General features: G+C 71.3%; 18 protein-coding genes. 10 read left to right on the forward strand and 8 right to left on the reverse strand.

Annotated elements, in window-relative coordinates:
• Positions 1-142: 142 nt before the first annotated feature.
• From LN042_RS26120 to LN042_RS26150, 7 genes are all read left to right on the forward strand, one after another.
• Complete coding sequence (locus LN042_RS26120) at positions 143-904, forward strand: SDR family NAD(P)-dependent oxidoreductase (RefSeq protein WP_230053822.1); 762 nt, start codon at positions 143-145, stop codon at positions 902-904.
• Positions 904-2,400: an alpha/beta hydrolase gene (locus LN042_RS26125; protein ID WP_230053823.1), complete on the forward strand. Its 1,497-nt coding sequence runs from the start codon at positions 904-906 to the stop codon at positions 2,398-2,400. Before LN042_RS26120 ends, LN042_RS26125 begins: the two co-directional genes overlap by 1 nt.
• Positions 2,401-2,722: 322 nt before the next feature.
• Positions 2,723-3,262 (forward strand): 2-oxo-4-hydroxy-4-carboxy-5-ureidoimidazoline decarboxylase, encoded by a 540-nt coding sequence (locus LN042_RS26130; RefSeq protein WP_372495823.1) that lies wholly within the window; start codon positions 2,723-2,725, stop codon positions 3,260-3,262.
• A 221-nt stretch (positions 3,263-3,483) separates the two neighbouring features.
• On the forward strand, positions 3,484-3,864 hold the full coding sequence (gene sdhC / locus LN042_RS26135; protein ID WP_230053824.1) for a succinate dehydrogenase, cytochrome b556 subunit: 381 nt from the start codon (positions 3,484-3,486) through the stop codon (positions 3,862-3,864).
• A 6-nt stretch (positions 3,865-3,870) separates the two neighbouring features.
• The gene (locus LN042_RS26140) at positions 3,871-4,362 is read left to right on the forward strand and encodes a succinate dehydrogenase hydrophobic membrane anchor subunit (protein ID WP_230053825.1); all 492 of its coding nucleotides are present in this window, start codon (positions 3,871-3,873) and stop codon (positions 4,360-4,362) included.
• A gap of 31 nt (positions 4,363-4,393) precedes the next feature.
• Positions 4,394-6,136, forward strand: coding sequence for a succinate dehydrogenase flavoprotein subunit (sdhA, locus tag LN042_RS26145; RefSeq protein ID WP_230053826.1), 1,743 nt, complete (start codon positions 4,394-4,396; stop codon positions 6,134-6,136).
• 14 nt (positions 6,137-6,150) lie between these two features.
• A complete protein-coding gene (locus LN042_RS26150; protein WP_372495824.1) occupies positions 6,151-6,912 on the forward strand; it encodes a succinate dehydrogenase iron-sulfur subunit in 762 nt (253 codons plus the stop codon).
• Positions 6,913-7,008: 96 nt separating this feature from the next.
• Here LN042_RS26150 and LN042_RS26155 read toward each other — a convergent pair whose 3' ends face one another.
• The gene (locus LN042_RS26155; protein ID WP_230053828.1) at positions 7,009-7,257 is read right to left on the reverse strand and encodes an SCO4848 family membrane protein; all 249 of its coding nucleotides are present in this window, start codon (positions 7,255-7,257) and stop codon (positions 7,009-7,011) included.
• Positions 7,258-7,419: 162 nt separating this feature from the next.
• Here LN042_RS26155 and LN042_RS26160 point away from each other — a divergent pair, with 162 nt between their 5' ends.
• Entirely contained in the window at positions 7,420-8,769 is a 1,350-nt protein-coding gene (locus LN042_RS26160; protein ID WP_230053829.1) for a D-alanyl-D-alanine carboxypeptidase family protein, read from the forward strand.
• Here the strand turns inward: LN042_RS26160 and LN042_RS26165 are convergent.
• A complete protein-coding gene (locus tag LN042_RS26165; RefSeq protein ID WP_230053830.1) occupies positions 8,766-9,692 on the reverse strand; it encodes a YihY/virulence factor BrkB family protein in 927 nt (308 codons plus the stop codon). The genes LN042_RS26160 and LN042_RS26165 overlap by 4 nt on opposite strands.
• 158 nt (positions 9,693-9,850) lie before the next feature.
• Between LN042_RS26165 and LN042_RS26170 the strand changes: the two genes are divergently transcribed.
• On the forward strand, positions 9,851-13,414 hold the full coding sequence (locus LN042_RS26170) for a bifunctional glycosyltransferase/CDP-glycerol:glycerophosphate glycerophosphotransferase (protein ID WP_230053831.1): 3,564 nt from the start codon (positions 9,851-9,853) through the stop codon (positions 13,412-13,414).
• Positions 13,415-13,487: 73 nt separating this feature from the next.
• Here LN042_RS26170 and LN042_RS37390 read toward each other — a convergent pair whose 3' ends face one another.
• The 6 genes from LN042_RS37390 to LN042_RS26200 all read right to left on the reverse strand — a co-directional run bounded on the left by LN042_RS37390 (position 13,488) and on the right by LN042_RS26200 (position 20,314).
• Positions 13,488-15,347 carry a stealth family protein gene (locus LN042_RS37390; protein ID WP_230053832.1) on the reverse strand — a complete coding sequence of 620 codons (1,860 nt, stop codon included), beginning with the start codon at positions 15,345-15,347 and terminating at the stop codon, positions 13,488-13,490.
• Positions 15,348-15,637: 290 nt separating this feature from the next.
• Complete coding sequence (locus LN042_RS26180) at positions 15,638-16,213, reverse strand: 2'-5' RNA ligase family protein (protein ID WP_230053833.1); 576 nt, start codon at positions 16,211-16,213, stop codon at positions 15,638-15,640.
• Positions 16,214-16,231: 18 nt separating this feature from the next.
• Positions 16,232-17,272: a tryptophan--tRNA ligase gene (gene trpS / locus LN042_RS26185; protein WP_230053834.1), complete on the reverse strand. Its 1,041-nt coding sequence runs from the start codon at positions 17,270-17,272 to the stop codon at positions 16,232-16,234.
• Positions 17,273-17,302: 30 nt separating this feature from the next.
• Positions 17,303-18,628, reverse strand: coding sequence for a hemolysin family protein (locus LN042_RS26190; protein WP_230053835.1), 1,326 nt, complete (start codon positions 18,626-18,628; stop codon positions 17,303-17,305).
• 85 nt (positions 18,629-18,713) lie between these two features.
• Complete coding sequence (locus tag LN042_RS26195; protein ID WP_230053836.1) at positions 18,714-19,706, reverse strand: malate dehydrogenase; 993 nt, start codon at positions 19,704-19,706, stop codon at positions 18,714-18,716.
• 194 nt (positions 19,707-19,900) lie between these two features.
• On the reverse strand, positions 19,901-20,314 hold the full coding sequence (locus tag LN042_RS26200) for a DUF3017 domain-containing protein (protein WP_230053837.1): 414 nt from the start codon (positions 20,312-20,314) through the stop codon (positions 19,901-19,903).
• Positions 20,315-20,581: 267 nt separating this feature from the next.
• Here LN042_RS26200 and LN042_RS37810 point away from each other — a divergent pair, with 267 nt between their 5' ends.
• Entirely contained in the window at positions 20,582-20,992 is a 411-nt protein-coding gene (locus LN042_RS37810) for a DUF2752 domain-containing protein (RefSeq protein WP_230053838.1), read from the forward strand.
• The last annotated feature ends 53 nt before the right edge of the window (positions 20,993-21,045 follow it).

The following is a 21,045-nucleotide window of genomic DNA, read 5'->3' on the forward strand; positions in this document are numbered from 1 at the left end:
CGGATCATGCTGATCACAGTTCAGCTGTCGTTACGGACTGTAGGGGCCGCTGCTCGCAGGATGACAGGCTTCCATTCTGGGACCTTCCTCACAGCCGCCTGCCATCATTGGGCCCGTACACGGGTACGACGAGAGGACGGCAATGGGCAGCGCTGGGCAGAAGGTCGCGGTGGTCACCGGGGCGAGCAGCGGGATCGGCGCGGCGACGGCGCGGCGGCTGGCCGCGGAGGGCTTCTCGGTGGTGCTGACCGCCCGTCGGACCGAGCGGATCGAGGAGCTCGCCAAGGAGATCGAGGCGCGCGGCGGCACCGCGACCGCGGTCACCCTGGACGTCACCGATCGCACCGCGGTCGACGCCTTCGCCCGGGAGGTCGGCCGGGTCGACGTCCTGGTCAACAACGCCGGCGGGGCGTTCGGCGCCGACTCGGTGGAGCAGGGCGACCCGGCCGACTGGCTGGCGATGTACCAGGTGAACGTGCTGGGCGTGCTGCACATGACGCAGGCGCTGCTGCCGGCGCTGCGGGCCGGCGGCGACGGCACCGTGCTGATCCTCTCCTCCACCGCCGCGCTGGCCGCCTACGAGGGCGGCGGCGGCTACGTCGCGGCCAAGCACGCCGCGCACACCATCGCCGCCACGCTGCGGCTGGAGCTGGTCGGCGAGCCGATCCGGGTGATCGAGATCGCTCCGGGCATGGTCAAGTCGGAGGGCTTCGCGGTCACCCGGTTCCGCGGCGACGAGGCCAAGGCGGCCGCCGTCTACCAGGGCGTGTCGCACCCGCTCACCTCGGAGGACATCGCCGACACGGTGGCCTGGGCGGTCACCCGGCCCTCGCACGTCAACATCGACCTGCTGGTGGTGCGGCCGCGCGCCCAGGCCTCCAACTACAAGGTGCACCGGGACTGATGCGACGCCTCGCGGTGGCCGCCGCGCTCGGCGCGGTGCTGCTGGCCGGCTGCTCCGGCAGCCCCGGCACACCCGCGCCGGCCCGGACGGGCGGCCCGATCCACTGGACCTCCTGCGGGTCGGGCCTGCAGTGCGGCAAGCTGCGGGTGCCGCTGGACTACGCCCACCCGGACGGCGACAGCCTCCAGCTGGCGCTGATCCGGGAGCCGGCCCGCGACCCGGCCGCCCGGGTCGGCTCGCTGGTCGTCAACCCGGGCGGCCCGGGCGAGTCCGGCGTCGCCATGGTGAAGGACTCCACCGCCCGGTTCGACGGTCCGCTGCACGACCACTTCGACATCGTCGGTTTCGACCCGCGCGGCACCGGCGACAGCTCGCCGATCCACTGCCTGACCGACCGGCAGCGGGACGCCCAGGACCAGCAGGACGACCCGGCGGACCCCGCGGCCCGCGCCGCCAAGCGGGCCCAGCAGGCCAAGGACTACGCGGCGGCCTGCGAGCGGGCGGCCGGCAAGCTGCTGCCGTTCGTCGGCACCCGCAACACCGCCCGCGACATGGACGCGCTGCGCCAGGCGCTCGGCGACGCCAAGCTGAACTACCTGGGCGTGTCCTACGGCACCTACCTGGGGGCGCTCTACGCCGAGCAGTTCCCGCACAACACCGGGCGGCTGGTGCTGGACGGCGCGGTCGACCCGGCCGCCGACCGGCTGGACGCCGACGTGCAGCAGCAGATCGGCTTCGAGAAGTCGCTGGAGCGGTTCGCCACCGACTGCGTGACCAACCACCGCGACGAGTGCCCGCTGGGGGACGACCCGGCCGCAGCCGGCGAGCAGGCCGCCGCCTTCCTGGACGGCCTGCGCGACAAGCCGCTGCCCACCGGCGACCCCGGCAACCGAAGGCTCACCTCGAACCTGGGCTGGACCGGCACTCTGCTCTTCCTCTACGGCGACCAGGACACCGGCTGGCGGCAGCTGCGAGAGGCGCTGTTCACCGCGATGAAGCTGGGCGACGGCTCGGCCCTGCTGTCCGCCGCGGACGCCTACAACGGCCGCCAGAACGGCCACTACACCGCCTCGGACGACGCCCAGACCGCGATCAGCTGCGCCGACACGCCGAGCGTGACGCCCTCGCCGGACCAGGTGCGGCGGGTGCTGGCCGAGCTCAAGCAGCAGGCCCCGCTGCTCAACCGGGACACCACCGCCGCCGACCTGTCGACCCCGGCCTGCGCCGACTGGCCGTACCGGACCACCGAGCAGCCGCACACCGTCCGGGCCGACGGCAGCGCACCCATTCTGGTGATCGGCACCACCGACGACCCGGCCACCCCCTACCAGCAGGCCGTCAACCTGGCCAAGGGCTTCGCCAACGCCACCCTGCTGACCCGGCAGGGCGAGGGACACGCGGCCTTCGGCAGCGGCAACCCGTGTGTGGACCGGGCGCTGGACGGCTACCTGGTCAGCGGCACGGTGCCGGCCCGGGGGACCAGCTGTCCCCAGTGATCGGAGCGGTCCGGTCCGCGCGGCCGGGCGGCCGGACCGGACCCGCTGCGCGCGGCCGGACAACCCGGTAGCCCACCGGTCACAACTTGATAGCTCGCCGGGGTGAATTCGACCCGTCCCCTCCCCAACTGATGAGCGCTCAACTACCGTGGTGCCGCTGCCCGGGAGGAGCACGGCCCCGCGTGGGTGACCTCGTCCGCGCCGTGCCGTGATCCATGCTGGTTACGACGACCTCACCGCCACCCTGACGCCCTCTTGCCCTCCCGAGGAGGACCCGCTGGCCAGCGACACCCCTCCTGATCGCGCTCACGATCAGGTCGGCATCCCCACGCCCCGCCCCACCGCCACCGCCGGCGCCACCGGCCGCCCCGAGCCGCCGGCCGTCGGACTGCACCGGTTCAACGAGGCCGACCCCGGTGCGGCCGAGGAGGCGTTGCTCGCCTGCTGCGGCAGCCACCGCTGGGCCCTGCGGCTGACCGCCCACCGCCCCTACCCCGACCTGGAGTCCTTACTCGCCGCAGCCAGCGAGGCCTCCTACGACCTGCGCCCCAGCGACCTGGCCGAGGCGCTGGCGGACGAGAGCTGGATGCCGCAGCCGCTGCTCGGCATGCGGGCGCCCGGCAGCCAGGCCGCGCACACCGCGCTGCGGGCCGCGCACGCCGCCTACGAGGCCCGCTTCGGCCATGTCTTCGTGGTCTGCCTGGACGGGGTCGAACCGGAGGAGATGCTGGACACCGTGCTCAGCTCGATACGCACCCGGCTGGCCAACGAGCCGGACGAGGAGCGGCTGGTCGCGGCCGAGCAGCTGCGCCGGATCGCGCTGCACCGGCTGGAGCACCTGGTCGCCAGCGGCAGCTCCTGACGCCCCCGCCCCGGCCACCGACAGGTCAACCTCCCCACCCCGCCATCACCCGGCGGGGTGAATTATTGCGCCCGGCGTGCCTGATTGATCACACTCAAACCCCCCGAAGGCGGTTCCCGTGAAGGCGTCGATAGGATGTCCGCGGCCGGTGGACCGTACCCGGCCGGGCTGACCGACACCGAAGCCGGCCGAGCCCTTCAACCGCACCCGGAGGGTTTCCCGTGCCGGCTGGAACGCTGTACCGCGGCCGCGAAGGCATGTGGTCCTGGGTGGCTCATCGAGTCACCGGCGTCCTCATCTTCTTCTTCCTTCTCGTCCACGTTCTCGACACCGCACTCGTCCGGGTCTCGCCCCACGCGTACGACTCGACCATCCAGACCTACAAGACCCCGCTGGTGAACCTGATGGAGTACGCCCTGACGGCGGCCATCCTGTTCCACGCGCTCAACGGCCTGCGGGTCGTCGCGGTCGACTTCTGGTCCAAGGGCCCCAAGTACCAGAAGCAGATGCTGTGGAGCGTCGTCGGCGTCTGGGTGGTCCTGATGGCGGGCGCGTTCTACCCGATTCTCCAGCACACCCTGCTCACCTGGTTCGGGAAGTGATCCGGCATGTCGACTGACACCACCGACCTCGAACTGGTCGCCTCCTCGCAGGCCCACACCGGCAAGGGCCTGGGCACCGGCAACCCCGCCGACGCCTTCGTGATCGAGCCGCCCCGGGTCCGCACCAAGAAGACCCCGCGCCGCACCCGGACCAACTTCGAGATGCTCGCCTGGCTCTTCATGCGCCTGTCCGGCATCGTGCTGGTGGTCCTGATCCTGGGCCACCTGATCATCATGCTGACCCTCGACGGCGGCGTCTCGAAGATCAACTTCGCCTTCGTGGCCGGCCGCTGGGCCTCCCCCTTCTGGCAGGGCTGGGACCTGCTGATGCTCTGGCTCGCCATGCTGCACGGCGCCAACGGCATGCGCACGGTCATCAACGACTACGCCGAGAAGGACTCCACCCGGATGTGGCTGAAGGGTCTGATGGGCGCCGCGACCGTCTTCACGGTCCTGCTCGGCACCCTGGTGATCTTCACCTTCGACCCGAACATCTAATCGGCGCAGGACCAGAGGCGAGTCAACACTCATGCAGATTCACCAGTACGACACCGTCATCGTCGGCGCCGGCGGCGCCGGCATGCGCGCGGCCATCGAGTCGACCAAGCGCAGCCGCACCGCGGTGCTGACCAAGCTCTACCCCACCCGGTCCCACACCGGCGCGGCCCAGGGCGGCATGTGCGCCGCCCTCGCCAACGTCGAGGAGGACAACTGGGAGTGGCACACCTTCGACACGGTCAAGGGTGGTGACTACCTGGTCGACCAGGACGCCGCCGAGATCATGTGCAAGGAGGCCATCGACGCGGTCCTCGACCTGGAGAAGATGGGCCTGCCCTTCTCCCGCACCGAGGCCGGCCGGATCGACCAGCGCCGGTTCGGCGGTCACACCCGCAACCACGGCGAGGCCGCGGTGCGCCGCTCCTGCTACGCGGCCGACCGCACCGGTCACATGATCCTCCAGACGCTGTTCCAGAACTGCGTCAAGGAGGGCGTGGAGTTCTTCAACGAGTTCTACGTCCTCGACCTGCTGCTCAACGAGGGCAAGACCGCGGGCGTCGTGGCCTACGAGCTGGCCACCGGCGAGATCCACGTCTTCCAGGCCAAGGCCGTGGTCTTCGCCTCCGGTGGCACCGGCAAGTTCTACAAGGTGACCTCCAACGCCCACACCCTCACCGGTGACGGTCAGGCGCTGGTCTACCGCCGCGGCCTGCCGCTGGAGGACATGGAGTTCTTCCAGTTCCACCCGACGGGCATCTGGCGCATGGGCATCCTGCTCACCGAGGGCGCCCGCGGCGAGGGCGGCATCCTGCGCAACAAGGACGGCGAGCGCTTCATGGAGCGCTACGCGCCGGTCATGAAGGACCTGGCCTCCCGTGACGTCTGCTCCCGCGCGATCTACACCGAGATCCGCGAGGGTCGCGGCTGCGGCCCCGACGGCGACCACGTCTACCTGGACCTGACCCACCTGCCGCCGGAGCAGCTGGACGCCAAGCTGCCGGACATCACCGAGTTCGCCCGCACCTACCTCGGCATCGAGCCCTACACGGACCCGATTCCGATCCAGCCCACCGCGCACTACGCGATGGGCGGCATCCCGACCAACGTCGAGGGTGAGGTGCTGCGCAACAACACCGACATCGTCCCGGGCCTGTACGCGGCCGGCGAGGTCGCCTGCGTGTCGGTGCACGGCGCCAACCGCCTGGGCACCAACTCGCTGCTGGACATCAACGTGTTCGGCCGCCGCGCGGGCATCGCCGCCGCGGACTACGCCAACAAGGCCGACTTCGTGCCGCTGCCGGCCAACCCGGCTGAGAAGGTGCAGGCCCTGGTCGACGGCCTGCGCGAGTCCGCCGGCACCGAGTCGGTCGCGCAGATCCGCAAGGAGCTGCAGGAGACCATGGACGTCAACGCCATGGTCTACCGCACCGGCGCCACCCTGAAGCAGGCCCGCGAGGACATCGCGGCGCTGCGCGAGCGCTACAAGAACGTGGCGATCCAGGACAAGGGCTTCCGCTACAACACCGACCTGCTGGAGGCCGTGGAGCTGGGCAACCTGCTCGACCTGGCCGAGGTGCTGGTCGTCTCCGCGCTGGCCCGCGAGGAGTCGCGCGGTGGCCACTTCCGCGAGGACTTCCCGACCCGTGACGACGTGAAGTTCATGCAGCACACCATGGCGTACCAGGAGGTTGCCGAGGACGGCACCACCTCGATCCGCCTCGACTACAAGCCGGTCGTCACGACCCGCTACCAGCCGATGGAGCGTAAGTACTGATGAGCGCCCCCACGATGGACGCCCCGCACTCGGCGGCCCTGGACGCGGCCGAGAACGGCGCGTCCCAGCTGATCACCGTCACCCTGCGGATCCGCCGGTTCAACCCGGAGGAGCACCCGGACCCGGTGTGGGTCGACTACCAGCTCCTGATGGACCCGAAGGAGCGCGTCCTCGACGCCCTCAACAAGGTCAAGTGGGAGCAGGACGGCACCCTCACCTACCGCCGCTCCTGCGCGCACGGCATCTGCGGCTCCGACGCCATGCGGATCAACGGCCGCAACCGGCTCGCCTGCAAGACGCTCCTCAAGGACGTCAACCCGGAGAAGCCGATCACCATCGAGGCCATAAAGGGCCTCACCGTCCTCAAGGACCTGGTGGTCGACATGGACCCGTTCTTCCAGGCCTACAAGGACGTGATGCCGTTCCTCATCACCAAGGGGAACGAGCCGACCCGGGAGCGCCTGCAGTCCGCCGAGGACCGCGAGCGCTTCGACGACACCACCAAGTGCATCCTGTGCGCCGCGTGCACCTCGTCCTGCCCGGTCTTCTGGAACGACGGCCAGTACTTCGGCCCGGCCGCCATCGTCAACGCGCACCGGTTCATCTTCGACTCGCGTGACGAGGGCGCCGAGCAGCGCCTGGAGATCCTCAACGACCGCGAGGGCGTGTGGCGCTGCCGCACCACCTTCAACTGCTCGGAGGCCTGCCCGCGTGGCATCGAGGTCACCAAGGCCATCCAGGAAGTCAAGCGCGCCCTGGTGACGCGCCGCTTCTGACGCCTGCCCAGCAACCCCCGAGGGCCCGCCCGGTGCGTACCGGGCGGGCCCTCGGGCGTTCTGCGGCCGTCCGCGGCCGCTGCGGCCGACGGTCCGTCAGGCTGCGGTGTTGGCCGGGCGCAGCCCGCGGACGCCGACCAGGCCGACCAAGACGCCGAGGGCGAAGGAGGTGATGGCGAGGGTCAGGTGGATCCAGAAGAAGGCGGTGGGGTGGGAGTGGTCGCCGTTGGTGAAGGCTTGGTGGCCGGAGTCGGCCCAGAGGTTCTTGACGAAAGTCGTCCAGATGATCACCGACCAGACGCCGAAGGCGGTGAGGAACCAGGAGGTGCGGCGGCTGAGCGTCATGGCGGTGAGTCCTTCGGGAGGGGTCGAGCCTGTCCGTCCAGTATGGGCGCGCGGCCGTTCGGCCCAGTCGGGGGTCCCCGGTTGGAGCGACGCTCGTGGCACTGCCGGACACCGGGCCGTCCCGGCGGGTAGAGACCTCGTGTGTATTCGAATGATCAACTGATGAGTCGTACTGGTCGGCTGGCGGCAGCGCTGGCCACCGCCCTGGTGCTGGCCACCGCCGGCAGCGCCGCCGCCGATCCGTCGCCGTCCGCCCAGGTGGTCGGCGGCGAGCCGTCCGGCCTTGTGGCCGGCGGCGAGCGGCTGGGCGAGTCCGGAGTGCGGGGCACCTCCGCCGATCCGTCGCCGTCCGGCCAGGTGGCCGGCGGCGAGCCGTCCGGCCACGTGGTCGGCGGCGATCGGCTGGGCGAGTCCGGGGTGCAGGTCTCCCCCGAGGCGCCCAAGCTGCCCGAGGGGCTGACCGGGATGTCCTGGCTGGTAGCGGACGCCGACACCGGTGACGTGCTCGCCGCCTACCGGCCGCATCTGCGGCTGCCCCCGGCCAGCACCCTGAAGATGCTCTTCGCGGACACCGTGCTGCCCAAGTTCCCGCGCAACGTCGTGCACCGGGTGGTGCCGGAGGACCTGGCGGGCATGGGTCCGGGCAGCAGCCTGGTCGGTGTCAAGGAGGACCTGGACTACACGGTCGAGGACCTGTGGCGGGGCGTCTTCCTGCCCTCCGGCAACGACGCGGTGCACGTGCTGGCCCACATGAACGGCGGGGTCGACAAGACCGTCCGGGAGATGAACGAGAAGGCCCGGGCGCTCGGCGCCACCGACACCCAGGTCGTCTCCCCCGACGGCTACGACGAGGACGGCCAGCTGAGCTCGGCCTACGACCTGACGCTCTTCGCCCGCGAGGGCCTGCGCAACGCCGACTTCCGCTCCTACTGCGGCACCAAGGACGCCCAGTTCCCCGGCGCGGTCGACAAGACCACCGGGCAGCGCGCCACCTTCGGGATCCAGAACACCGACCGGCTGCTCGGCAAGTACCCCGGACTGATCGGGGTCAAGAACGGCTACACCAGCAACGCCGGCTCCACCTTCGTCGGCGCCGCGCAGCGCGACGGCCGCACCCTGCTGGTCGCGGTGATGCACCCGGACACCTACATGAAGGTCTACGAGGAGGCCGCCGCGCTGCTGGACTGGGGCTTCGCGGCGGGGAAGCAGGCCCGTCCGATCGGCACCCTGGTGGCCCCCCGGCCCACCCCGACGCCGTCCGCGGCCCCCCGGTCGGCCTCCCCGGCGGCGGCCGGCCGGGTGCCCACCGTGCAGGCGTCGACCTCCAACGTCCGGGGGGTCGGTGCCGCGGACTGGGCGGCGGTCGGCGCGGTCACGCTCTGCGCCGCCGCGGCGGGCTGGCTGCTGAACCGGCGCCGGCGCCGGGCCGCCCTGCAGTCGGTCCCCGGCGACGCCCCGCCCCCCGACGAACCGCCGGCGGCCGGCGGCTCGACCGCCATGGGCCGCCGCTAGCGGCCGGGCGCCGGGCCGACCACCGCCCGGTAGGCGGCCTCCGCCCTGGCCAGTGCCCGGGCGGAGGCCTGCTCCGGGTCGGCCACCGCGGTCCAGGAGACGCAGTACATCAGCAGCCGGCAGAGGGAGTTGATCCACAGCAGCAGCGCCACCGGCACCCCGAAGGCGCCGTAGAGGCTCCGGCCCGCCACGTAGCCCAGGTAGGAGGAGAGCGCCAGCTTCAGCACCTCGAAACCCACCGCGCCGATCAGCGCGGCGGTCAGCAGGTCGCGCCGGTGCTGCCCCTCGATGCCGGGGAACGGCGCCAGCAGGTAGAGGAAGAGCAGCAGGTCGGAGCCGACCGCGATGACGAAGCCGGCCACCGCCAGCAGCCAGTGCCCGGGCCCCGACCCGGCCAGGCCCAGCGCCCCGGCCAGCTGCCCGGCCAACCGGGTGGCCAGCACCGAGGCGCCCAGCGAGACGATCGAGACGCCGCCGAGGCCGACCAGCACCAGGCAGTCGGAGAGCCTGCGCAGCACCACGTTGCGGCCGTCCTCGGGCAACTGCCAGATCTCCCGGATCGAGCCGCGCATGGTGTCCACCCAGCCGAGGCCGGAGACCACCAGGACCAGACCACTGATCACCCCGACGGTGGCTGCGTTGGCGATCAGTGAGTCCAGCCCCAGCGCGTCGGCCAGCCCCGGCACCTGCTCGGCGATCCGGTGCTTGAGCGACTCCACCTGGCTCGGGGTGAGGGTGGAGACCGCGACCGCCAGGACCACCGTCAACAGCGGGAACAGCGCCAGGAAGCCGTAGAAGGTGACCGCGCCGGCCAGCCGGTCGCCCCGGACCGCCGAGAAGTGCCGGAACACCCGGTACGGGCGGCTGCGCTGCACCGCAGCGACCACCGGCCCGACCACCGGCAGCTTGCTGAGGAATCCCATGCGGGCCAGCCTGGCAGTTCCGTCGCCCGGCCGCGCGGATTGCGAGCCGGAGGATGGCTTGGACCAAACGATAGGATCGCGGTAGAGCCGCTGTGCCGGGCCCCGGGCCACAGGCCGGCTGGTCGTCTCCATCCGCCGATGAAAGGCCTGCACAGCTGATGGCCCCCCGTCTCTCCGTCGTTGTTCCGATCTACAACGTCGAGCGGTACCTGCAGGAATGTCTGGAATCGATCGCCGCCCAGACCATGGGCGACCTCGAGTGCATCATGGTCGACGACGGCTCCAAGGACGGCAGTGCCGCCATCGCCGAGGCCTTCGCCGCCCGGGACTCCCGTTTCCGGCTGGTCCGCAAGCAGAACGCGGGCCTGGGGGCGGCCCGCAACACCGGCTTGCTGCACCTGACCGAGGGCACCGAGTTCCTGGCCTTCGTCGACAGTGACGACACCCTGCCGCCCAGCGCCTACGAGCTGATGATCAGCACGCTGGACAAGACCGGCTCCGACTTCTGCACCGGCAACGTGCTGCGCTTCCGCGCGGTCGGCTACTACCAGTCGGGCGGCCACGCCAAGCCGTTCCGCGAGACCGTGCTGAAGACCCACATCACCGAGCGCCCGGAGCTGGTCACCGACCGGACCGCGTGGAACAAGGTGTACCGCCGGTCGTTCTGGGACAGGGCGGGCCTGCTCTACCCCGAGGGCATCCTCTACGAGGACGCTCCGGTCAGCGTGCCGCACCACTACATGGCCAAGCGCGTGGACGTGCTGGCCGACCCGATCTACCACTGGCGCGAGCGCGAGGTCGGCGAGATGTCGATCACTCAGATGCGCACCAACCCCAAGGGCCTGATCGACCGGGTCACCTCGATGGAGCTGGTCCGCGCCTGGCTGGGCAAGCAGCCCGAGCCCAAGTACCGCGACTACCTGCACTCCTACGACGAGAACAACCTCGTCGAGGAGATCCCGATGTTCTTCTGGTCGGTGGTCGACGGCGAGCAGGACTACCGCGACGCCTACGTGCAGTGCGTGGGCCGGCTGCTCCGGGCGATCGGTCCGGAGCACGTCAAGAAGCTGCGGGCCCCGCTGCGGCTGAAGTACTACCTGACGCTGCAGGGCCGGATCGACGAGTTCGTCGAGCAGATGCGCTTCGAGTCGGAGAGCAACGGCGCCGCCCCGGCCCGCGGCCTGCTGCGCCCGTACGCCGACTACCCGTTCCTGCGCGGCGGGCGCAAGAGCGTGCCGGCCGACGTGCTGCGGCTGGACAATGCGCTGGTGATGCGCAGCCGGGTCTACGAGTCGTCCTGGGAGGGCGGCAAGCTCAAGCTGACCGGGCACGCCTTCCCCGAGCACCTGGGTGCCGAGGGCAAGCACGACCTGGTCAAGATGATCGTGCTGCGCGAGGCCAAGGGGAAGCGGTTCGTCACCTTCTCCACCAAGACCATGTACTCCCCGGAGGCCACCGCCTCGTCGCCGCACGACCTGTACAGCTGCGACTGGTCCGGCTTCTCCGTGCTGATCGACCCGGCCAAGCTGAAGAAGCACGGCCAGTGGCAGGACGGCACCTGGCGGGTGCTGGTCGCCGGTGCCGGCAAGGCGGGCGTCTACAAGGGCCGGGTCTGCGGCGGCTGGGCCGACAGCGCGCAGAGCTACCCGATCCACTGGGTGGACGCCACCACCCGGGTGGTCCCCCGGCTGAAGGACGGCTTCCTTCACCTGGTGGTCGAGAGGCTGCGCGCCGCGGTCGGCTCGATCAAGGCGGGCGACGGCGCGATCGAGCTGACCGGCGCCGTGCGCAGCGCCTCCGAGCTGGCCGGGATGCGGTTGCAGCTGCACCACACCGAGTCCGGCATCAAGGTCGACTTCCCCGTGGAGTTCGGCACCCCGGCCGGCCGCCCCGTGCCGTTCACCGCGCGGATCCCGCTGACCTCGCTGGCCGAGGTGCGCGACCGCTGGCAGAACCTGGACCCGGCGGCCGAGGAGCGCACCAGCGACCACTGGGACGCCGGCCTGCTGCTGGCCAACGGCGACGTGCTGAAGCTGATGGTGGACGACCGGGTGCCGCTGGACCACCTCGACCTGCCGCTCAACCCCGAGGCCCCGCTGGGCACCGCCCGCACCTTGGTCTCCAAGCCCACCGAGACCGGCCACCTGCAGTTCGTCGACCAGCTGGTGCAGCCCGTGGTCACCGGCCTGACCGCGGCCGACGAGGACGGCTTCACGCTGTCCGGCCGGTTCCCGCTGCCCGGCGAGCACCGCTACGACCTGGTGCTGCGGCACAACTGGCGCGAGGAGGAGTTCCTGCACCCGCTGGTGGTCGAGGACGGCCGGTTCGAGGTGCGGCTGCCGGCCGTGCCGCTGGGCGCCCACACCGGCCGGGTGCCGCTGCTCAAGGGCACCTGGGACCTGTTCTTCCGCCCGGTCGGCGGCGACCCGGACGTCACCTGGCCCAATGTGCTGGTGGGGTTGGAAGCCCACGACCGGCTGCCGATGCGGATCCGTTCCCGCGGCAAGGAGGTGGCCCTGGAGCGCCGCTTCTTCGACATCCTGTCGCTGGAGTCGCACTCCAACCTGGGCCCGCACGAGCGCAGCGGTTACCGGCAGCGCCTGCTGCGCAAGGAGATCTACCCCGCCGGCCAGCAGAAGCCGCTGCGCGACGCGGTGGTCTACAACGTGGCGGGCGGCGGCCAGTACGCGGGCTCGCCGCGCGCCATCCACGAGGAGCTGGTCCGCCGCGGCCTGCCGCTGGAGCACCTGTGGACGGTGGACGACGGCCAGGCCGAGCTGCCGCAGAGCGCCCGCGCGCTGCGCCAGTGGAGCCCCGAGTGGTTCGAGGCGCTGGCCACCGCCAAGTACGTGGTCACCAGCGCCCAGCTGCCCGACTTCGTGACGAGCCGGCCGGGCCAGGTGGTGCTGCAGACCTGGGTGGGCAGCCCGCTGAAGCGGATCGGCCACGACTTCGAGAAGATCTGGTTCATCGACAGCAACTACCTCAAGCACCTGGACCGCGAGGTGCCGAACTGGACCAAGCTCGTCTCGGGGGCCTCGTTCGCCTCCCCGGTGCTGCGCCGCGCCTTCGGGTTCAAGGGCGAGCTGCTGGAGACCGGCTACCCGCACAACGACATCCTGTTCTCCCCCGACCGGGAGAAGCGGGCCACCGAGGTGCGCCGCCGGCTCGGCCTGCCGGAGGGCAAGAAGGTGGTGCTGTACGCGCCGACCTACCGGGAGGACCGCAGGCGCCCGCAGGGCGGCTACCAGGTCGACCTGCGCCTGGACGTCGCCGCGGCCCGGGAGGCGCTCGGTGAGGACCAGGTGCTGCTGGTCCGCCCGCACCACAACTGCTTCGGCCCGGTGCCGGAGGCCGGCAACGGCTACGTCTGGGACGTCTCGCGCTACCCCGACATGGCCGACCTGCTGCTGATCGCCGACGTGCTGGTGACCGACTACTCGGCCTCGGTGTTCGACTTCGTGAACACCGGCCGCCCGGTGCTGTTCTTCACCTACGACCTGGAGCACTACCGGGACAACCTGTGCGGCTTCACCTTCGACTTCGCCGAGCAGGCACCCGGTCCGCTGCTGCGCACCTCCCAGGAGGTGGTCGAGGCGCTGGGCCGGGTCGACGAGGTGGCGAAGGAGTACCGCGAGGCCTATGACCGGTTCCGGTCCGAGTACTGCGACCTGGACGACGGCCACGCCGCCGCCCGGGTGGTGGACGGCCTGCTCGGCTGACCGGTCGCGGACGGCAGTGAGCCCGTGGGGCCCGCGATGTGCGGGCCCCACGGGCTCGGTCGTGCCCGGCCGGTCAGACCGTCTGGTGCTCCGCCTCGGCCGGCTCGGCCGACTCCTCGGCAGCCTCCTGCTCCGGCTCGGCCGACTCCTCGGCAGCCTCCTGCTCCGGCTCGGCCACGACCAGCGGGACGCGCGCGGCCGGCACCGGCGGGGTGCGCTCAAGCGGGCCGCTCACCGGGAAGTAGTCCTGGAGGAAGACGGTGACCTGCCGGTCCTGCTCCTCGGGCGGCACTCCGTCCAGATCACCGTCGTTGAGGCAGAAGCTGTCCGTGTCGCGCCACCGCAGCAGCTCCGGCAGCCGCTCCAGCTCGGAGTACCGGTCGACGTCCAGGTAGCGGTGGTCGAGCCGGCCCCAGGCGACGCGGCCGGTCAGGTAGCCGTGGCCGACCGCCAGGGTGATCGGTGCCACGTCCGAGCGGGAGCGGAACGGCGAGCGTGCGGTGGCGGCCAGCTCGGTCGCGAAGAGCTCGGCGCAGTCGGTCAGCAGCGAGCGGGTCAGCGGGTACGGGGTGTGGCTGAGCACCTGGCTGGTCTCCCGGCCGTGCTCGCGCCGGATCAGCGCCCGGGTGTTCTTCTGCGGTGCGACGTACTCGTCGTCGTCCGCCGTCACCGGGCCGGGCGGGATCACCCGTGAGTCGAGGTTGACCAGCGGCACGCCGTTGCCCTGGAAGAACTGCTCCGGCCGGACCGGTCGACCGAGGAACATGTCGTCATTGAAATAGAGGAAATGTTCGGTGAGGTCCGGAATTCGATGGATCTGGGTCTCGATGGCGTGCGAGTTGAATACCGGCAATATCGTCGTATCGGCGAACAACTGCTGGTGGGCGACCACGGTGACGTCCGGGTGCTCGGTCGCCAGCCAGTCGGGGCACTGACCGTCCGTCACCAGGTGGATCCGGCGGATCCACGGCGCGTACATCGCGATCGACCGCAGGCAGTAACGCAGCTCGTCCCGGTTGCGGAAGCGTTCGACGCCGTCCCCGGTGGCCGGGCGGACGGACATCGCGGCCAGCCGCTCCGCCCGGCGCTCCCGCCAGGCCGGATCGGTGTCGTCGACCCAGGTGATCACGGCGTCCACCGGGAAGGTCACGTCGTCCAGCCGCGGCTGGACGAAGGCCTGCGGCACCGGGTAGTCGCTGCCGCCGATCCGCGCCACCGCGTCGGCCTCCAACGACGGCACCCACCAGCCGAACGGCGGCTCGTGGATCGCCGCGACCCCGCCACGGCCGTCTCCGTCGGCATCCCAGAAGTCCAGGTCGCAGCCGTGCTCGGCGCCGTAGACCAGGGTCCCGCCACTGGTCGTCACCGGCCGGTAGATCCGCACGCCCTTGACCCGCACCCGGGGCTCGGCCGGCTCGTCGTCCGGCGCCTGCCCGGCCTGGTCGTCGGCGGTCTCCGCGGCGGCCCGTTCGTCCGACGGTCCGTCGGACTGCCGGTCCGAGGGCTCCCCGGGCAGCCCGTCGGGCCACTCCAGGGCGGCGACGGCGGCCGGCAGCTCCTCGGCCAGCACCGAACCGAGCGTCACGTCGTGGCCCAGCAGGTCCGCGTAGACCGGCAGCCCCTCGAACGCCTCGGCGCAGGCGGCCAGCACCGCCTCCCGCTGGCCGGGCGCGATCGCCACCCACTGGCGGGTCCACCGGCCGCCGATCGGAGCGAACCGCACCCCGGCCCCGGTCAGCAGCCGAGCGACCTCGGTGAAGTTGCGCAGGTAGGCGTCACCGGACAGCAGGTCGTCCCGCACTTCGGCCAACCGGCCCTTGGCGCGCACCAGTTGGGGCGATGCCTGGAGCAGCTGCGCCTCCCGGGCGGCACGCAGCTCCTCGGGTGTGGGCGGCGCCGGCTCGGGCTCGGGCGCCGCTTCGGGCACCGCCACGTGCTCCGATTCCGGGGCGGTCCGCTGCCTGGGTACGATTACGGTCGGTAGCAAACCGACCCGTCGAACCCGGCGGGCCACAGCACGCAGTAGCTGCCGGGCCGTACGGGGACAGCGCATCATCACTCCAGGACGGTGTGCATTCTGGCCTACCAGGCCCCCCGTGGCCATTGAGGGCCGAGTATAACGTTCAGCACACGGCGCAGTGAATGGCTCAGTAATGAAAGTCCATGGCCTCGGGAATCCTGTGAGAACCCTGGGAATCGCTATTAACAGAATGGCGCGAGTAATCAGTGTGCACCAAAGGCGTATCCGTGCCACGGCCGCCAGACCTCGTCCGCACCGAACCGGGACAGCGTGAAACCCGGCACCGTGAAGGCCGCGTGGAAGGTCCGGGCGTCGGCGAGCGCCTGGTCGAGCACCAGGTCCGGCAGGTTGTGCGCGACCGTCACGTGCGGGTGGTAGGGGAACGCCAGCTCCCGGGCGAGCGGGCCGGAACGGATCGCCGCCTCCAACTCCCGGCACTGCTGGGCGCCCTCCTCGACCCGGATGAAGACCACCGGGGAGACCGGGCGGAAGGTGTCGCTGCCGTGCAGCAGCATGCGGAACGGCCGCCGCGCGGCCGCCACCGCCGCGAGGTGCGCACGCACCTCGGGCAGCCGGTCGGCGGCCACCTCGGTCGGCGGCAGCAGCGTGACGTGGGTGGGTATCGCCCGGGCCTGCGGATCGCCGTGCCCGGCGCGGGCGTCCTGGATCGCGGAACCGAACGGCTCCGGAACGGTGACCGCCACCCCGATGGTCAGTGCGGAACCGGTGGCGCCGGCCGGTGACCGGTCGGCGCCGTCGGCAGGCCCGAGCGCCGCCATCAGCCCAGGCTCCCCCATCTATCGCTTCGCTGCGGGCACGAAGCCCATGCGGTCGTAGACCGTCTCCAGCGTCACCGCGGCGACCTCGCGGGCCTTGGCGGCGCCGACCGCGAGCACCCGGTCCAGCTCGGCCGGGTCGTCCAGGAACTCGCGGGTGCGCTGCTGGAACGGGCCCACCCACTCGGTGAACAGCTCGGCCAGCTCGGTCTTGAGGGCGCCGTACATCTTGCCCTCGAAGTGCGCCACCAGCTGCTCGATGCTCTGGCCGCTCAGCGCCGAGTGGATCCGCAGCAGGTTGGAGACGCCCGCCTTCTTCTCCTCGTCGTAGGAGACGACCGTGTCGGTGTCGGTGACCGCGCTCTTGAACTTCTTGGCACTCACCTTCGGGTCGTCCAGCAGGCTGATCAGGCCCTTGGGGCTGGCGGCCGACTTGCTCATCTTGGCGGCCGGGTCCTGGAGGTCCATGATCTTCGCCGTCTCCTTGAGGATGTACGGCTTGGGGATCGTGAAGGTCGGCTGGAACCGGGTGTTGAAGCGCTCGGCCAAGTCCCGGGTGAGCTCCAGGTGCTGGCGCTGGTCCTCGCCGACCGGCACCGCGTCGGCCTGGTAGAGCAGCACGTCGGCGACCATCAGGACCGGGTAGGTGAACAGGCCGACCGTGGTGGTGTCGCTGCCCTGCTTGGCGGACTTGTCCTTGAACTGGGTCATCCGGGCGGCCTCGCCGAAGCCGGTGAGGCAGTTCATCACCCAGGCGAGCTCGGCGTGCTCGGGCACGTGCGACTGGAGGAAGAGGGTGCAGTGCTCCGGGTCGACGCCGGCGCCGAGCAGCTGGGCGACCGAGACCCGGCTGTTCTCACGCAGCGCCGCCGGGTCCTGCGGGACCGTGATCGCATGCAGGTCGACGACCATGTAGAAGGCGTCGTTGTCCTTCTGGAGGTCCACCCACTGGCGCACCGCGCCGAGGTAGTTGCCCAGGTGGAAGGAGCCGGAGGTGGGCTGGATGCCGGAGAGCACCCGGGGCCGAGCCTTCTCCTCGGTGATGCGCGCGTCGTTGACCATGGCCCCCATTGTTCCAGCTTCCGGCGACAGTCAGGACCCGATCCCGGCCGACCCGTCGGCGGGCGGCTGCGCCGCGGGCGGTGCGGTGACCCGGATCCGGGCGATCCTGCGGCCGTCCAGCCCGGCCACCGTGAGCAGCAGCCCGTTCGAGGTGCGCACCACGTCGCCGAGCTCCGGCAGCGCGCCCAGCTCGGCCACCACGAAGCCGGCCACCGTCTCGTACGGGCCCTCCGGGAGGGTGACCCCGGTCTCCTCGGTGAAGTCGGGAAGGTTGAGCAGGCCGTTGACCTCCATGCCGCCGCCGGCGAGGCGCCGGGTGGCGGTGGTCTCCTGGGCGTCGTACTCGTCCCGGATCTCCCCGATCACCTCCTCGACCAGGTCCTCCAGGGTGACGATCCCGGCGGTGCCGCCGTACTCGTCCACCACGATCGCCAGGTGGTGGCCCTCCCGGCGCATCTCGCTCATCGCCTCCAGCACCTTCTTGGTGGCCGGCAGCAGCTTCACCGGGCGGGCGATCTCGCGCACCCGCAGCGCCTGCTCACCGCGCGCCCGGTACAGGTCGCGGACGTGCACGAAGCCGACCACCGAGTCGTAGGAGCCGTCCACCACCGGGTAGCGGGAGTGCGGCGAGGTGCTGGTCTCCTCCCGGACCTCGGTGAGCGGCTGGTCGGCGTCGAGGAACGTCACCTCGGTGCGCGGCACCATCACCTCGCGCAGCTGGCGCTCCCCGGCCGCGAACACGTCGGCGATCAACGCCCGCTCGTCGCTGCCCAGTTCGGTGTTGGCCGCGACCAGGCCGCGCAGCTCCTCGGAACTCATGCTGCCGCGCCCGGCCTTGGGGTCGCCGCCGAGCAGCCGGACCATCAGGTTGGTGGAGCGGCCGAGCAGCCAGATCACCGGCCGCAGCACCACCGACATCACGTCGACCACCGGCGCGGCCAGCAGCGCGAGCGACTCGGCGCGCTGCAGGCCGATCCGCTTGGGCGTCAACTCGCCCAGCACGAGCGAGATGTAGGAGATCAGCAGGGTCAGCCCGACCAGCGCCACCGGGTCCGCGACCTCCTTGGACAGACCCATCCGCACGAACACCGGGGAGAGTTTGCCGGCCAGCGTGTCGGCGCCGAACGCCGCCGACAGGAACCCCATGCAGGTCACCCCGACCTGCACCGCGGCCAGGAAGCGGTTGGGGTCGGCGGCCAGGTGGGCAGCCCGCGAGGCACGCTTGGTGCCGCGCTCGGCCAGGGCCCGGATCTGCCCCTCGCGCAGCGAGATCAGCGAGATCTCGGCGATGTTGAACAGGCCGCCCAGCACGATGAAGACCAGGACGAGAGCCGCGTCCTGGAGGGTTTCGGTCACGGTCGGCCAGTGTAAACGGCCCGCTGGGACGGCCGAGGGCCCGGCGCTCCGGGTGGGGAGCGCCGGGCCCTCGGGCGGCGTCGGCTCAGATCAGGCCGAGCTTGGTGACCTCGTCGCGCTCGGCGACCAGCTCGGCGACCGAGGCGTCGATCTTGCCGCGGGAGAAGTCGGAGATCTCCAGGCCCTGGACGATCTCGAACTTGCCGTCCTTGGTGGTGACCGGGAAGGAGGAGATGATGCCCTCCGGCACGCCGTAGGAGCCGTCGGAGACGATGCCCATCGAGGTCCAGTCGCCCTCGGCGGTGCCGTTGACCCAGGTGTGGACGTGGTCGATGGCGGCGTTGGCGGCCGAGGCGGCCGAGGAGGCGCCACGGACCTCGATGATCTCGGCGCCGCGCTTGGCGACCTTCGGGATGAAGAAGTCCTCGAGCCAGGCCTGGTCCGAGCCGACGGCCTCGAAGCCGTTCTTGCCGGCGATCTCGGCGTGGAACACGTCCGGGTACTGGGTGGCGGAGTGGTTACCCCAGATGGTGACCTTCTTGACCTGGTCGACGGTCACGCCGGCCTTCTTGGCCAGCTGGGCGACCGCGCGGTTGTGGTCCAGGCGGGTCATCGCGGTGAAGCGGTCGGCCGGCACGTCGGGCGCGTTGCGCTGGGCGATCAGGGCGTTGGTGTTGGCCGGGTTGCCGACCACCAGGACCTTGATGTCGTCCGCGGCGTTCTCGTTGATGGCCTTGCCCTGCGGACCGAAGATGCCGCCGTTGGCCGCGAGCAGGTCGCCGCGCTCCATGCCGGCGGTGCGCGGGCGGGCGCCGACCAGCAGGGCCACGTTGGTGCCGTCGAAGGCGGTGTTCAGCTGGTCGGTGATGGTGATGTCGCGCAGCAGCGGGAAGGCGCAGTCGTCCAGCTCCATCGCGACGCCCTCGGCCGCCTTGAGCGCCGGCGTGATCTCCAGCAGACGCAGGTTCACCGGCACGTCCGCACCCAGCAGGTGGCCCGAGGCGATGCGGAACAGCAGCGCGTAGCCGATCTGGCCGGCCGCGCCGGTGACGGTGACGTTGACGGGGGTGCGAGTCATGGTTTCCTTCTCCAGGATCGCTGGCATGCCCCAGGCACGCCGGCGCTGGAGCCGAGGATGTTTTCTCTCGACATCGAGAGAACCGGCGTCAGGTTATCGCAAGGCCGGCCGACGGCGGTGCTTGGCGGCGTGGCTGGTGCGTCACAACCCGCCGTACGCGACGACGGACCGTTCGCCCCCGCCCGCCGCCGCTGTCACCGCTTGCCGCCGATCCACCGGCCGAGGTCGTCCAGCGCGGGCAGCCGCAGCCACGGGTTCTGCGGGGCCATCAGGGCCAGCAGCAGGATCACCAGGCCGAAGAAGAGCAGCACCGCCACATCGGTGAACCGGCTGCGCACCGCGAGCAGGCCGACCTCCGGCACCAGCAGTCGCAGGCCGGCGCCGAGCACGAACCCGGCGCCCACCACCAGCAGGCCGTAGCGGAAGTCCGCCGCCCAGGTGATCAGCAGGCCGGCGCCGACCACGGCGGTCACCAGCGTCACCGGCCACTGCCGGATCGGCAGCGGGTGGCCGCGGTCCAGCGCCGCGCGGGATCCCTCGGGCGGGAGCGTCCCGGTGGTGGCGGACGGCCGCCGGCGGGTGGACCTGCTCGTTCGTACCGCGCTCATCTGCTCTTCCCTGCTGCGCTGGCCTGGCCGTCGAGAGTATGGGCAGTCATGGCCCCATCCTCCCGGATCATCGGGGCTGCTCCGGATCCACGCGCGTAGCATAAGCCCCGATCGAAACGGAACGTGTTGACCCGGTTGCGGTTGCGCCACAGTTGCGTCCGCACCGCGTCAATCTGCTGGACACCGCCGTTCCTGCGATCGACCATAGGCGCTAGCACTGACCAGGGGGGAAGAGACCGTGAGCGATCCGTACCAGCAGCAAAGCCCGTGACCGCGCCGGTCCAGACCGCCCGGCCCGCGCCGGGGCCGCTCCGCGTCCGTCTCGCCCGCACCGCGCTGCGCTGCCTGCTGGCCGCCACCGCGGCCGTCGGGGTCGCTGTCCTGCACGACGTGCACGACCCCGGGGTGCTCTGCCCGTTGCGCCGCTTCACGGGGATCCCGTGCCCGGCCTGCGGCAGCACCACGGTCTTCATCGAGGCCGGCCACGCGCACTGGTCGGCCGCCCTGACGGCCAATCCGGTCACCGTGATCGCGGTGCTCGGGCTGCTCACCGCGCCGCTCGGCTCAGGCGCCCGCTGGTGGGCGCTGACGAGCCGTCGGCGCTCGGCGGTGATCGCCACCGCCCTGGTCGTCGCCTGGGTCTGGCAGCTCAATCGGCTGGGCGTCCACCTGTCATGACGCTCCGCTAGTGTCACCCGCTGTCCCACCGTCCCCGTACCACCGACGTGCAC

The sequence above is a fragment of the Kitasatospora humi genome, assembly GCF_020907985.1.
In the GTDB taxonomy this organism is placed as follows: Bacteria; Actinomycetota; Actinomycetes; order Streptomycetales; family Streptomycetaceae; genus Kitasatospora; species Kitasatospora humi.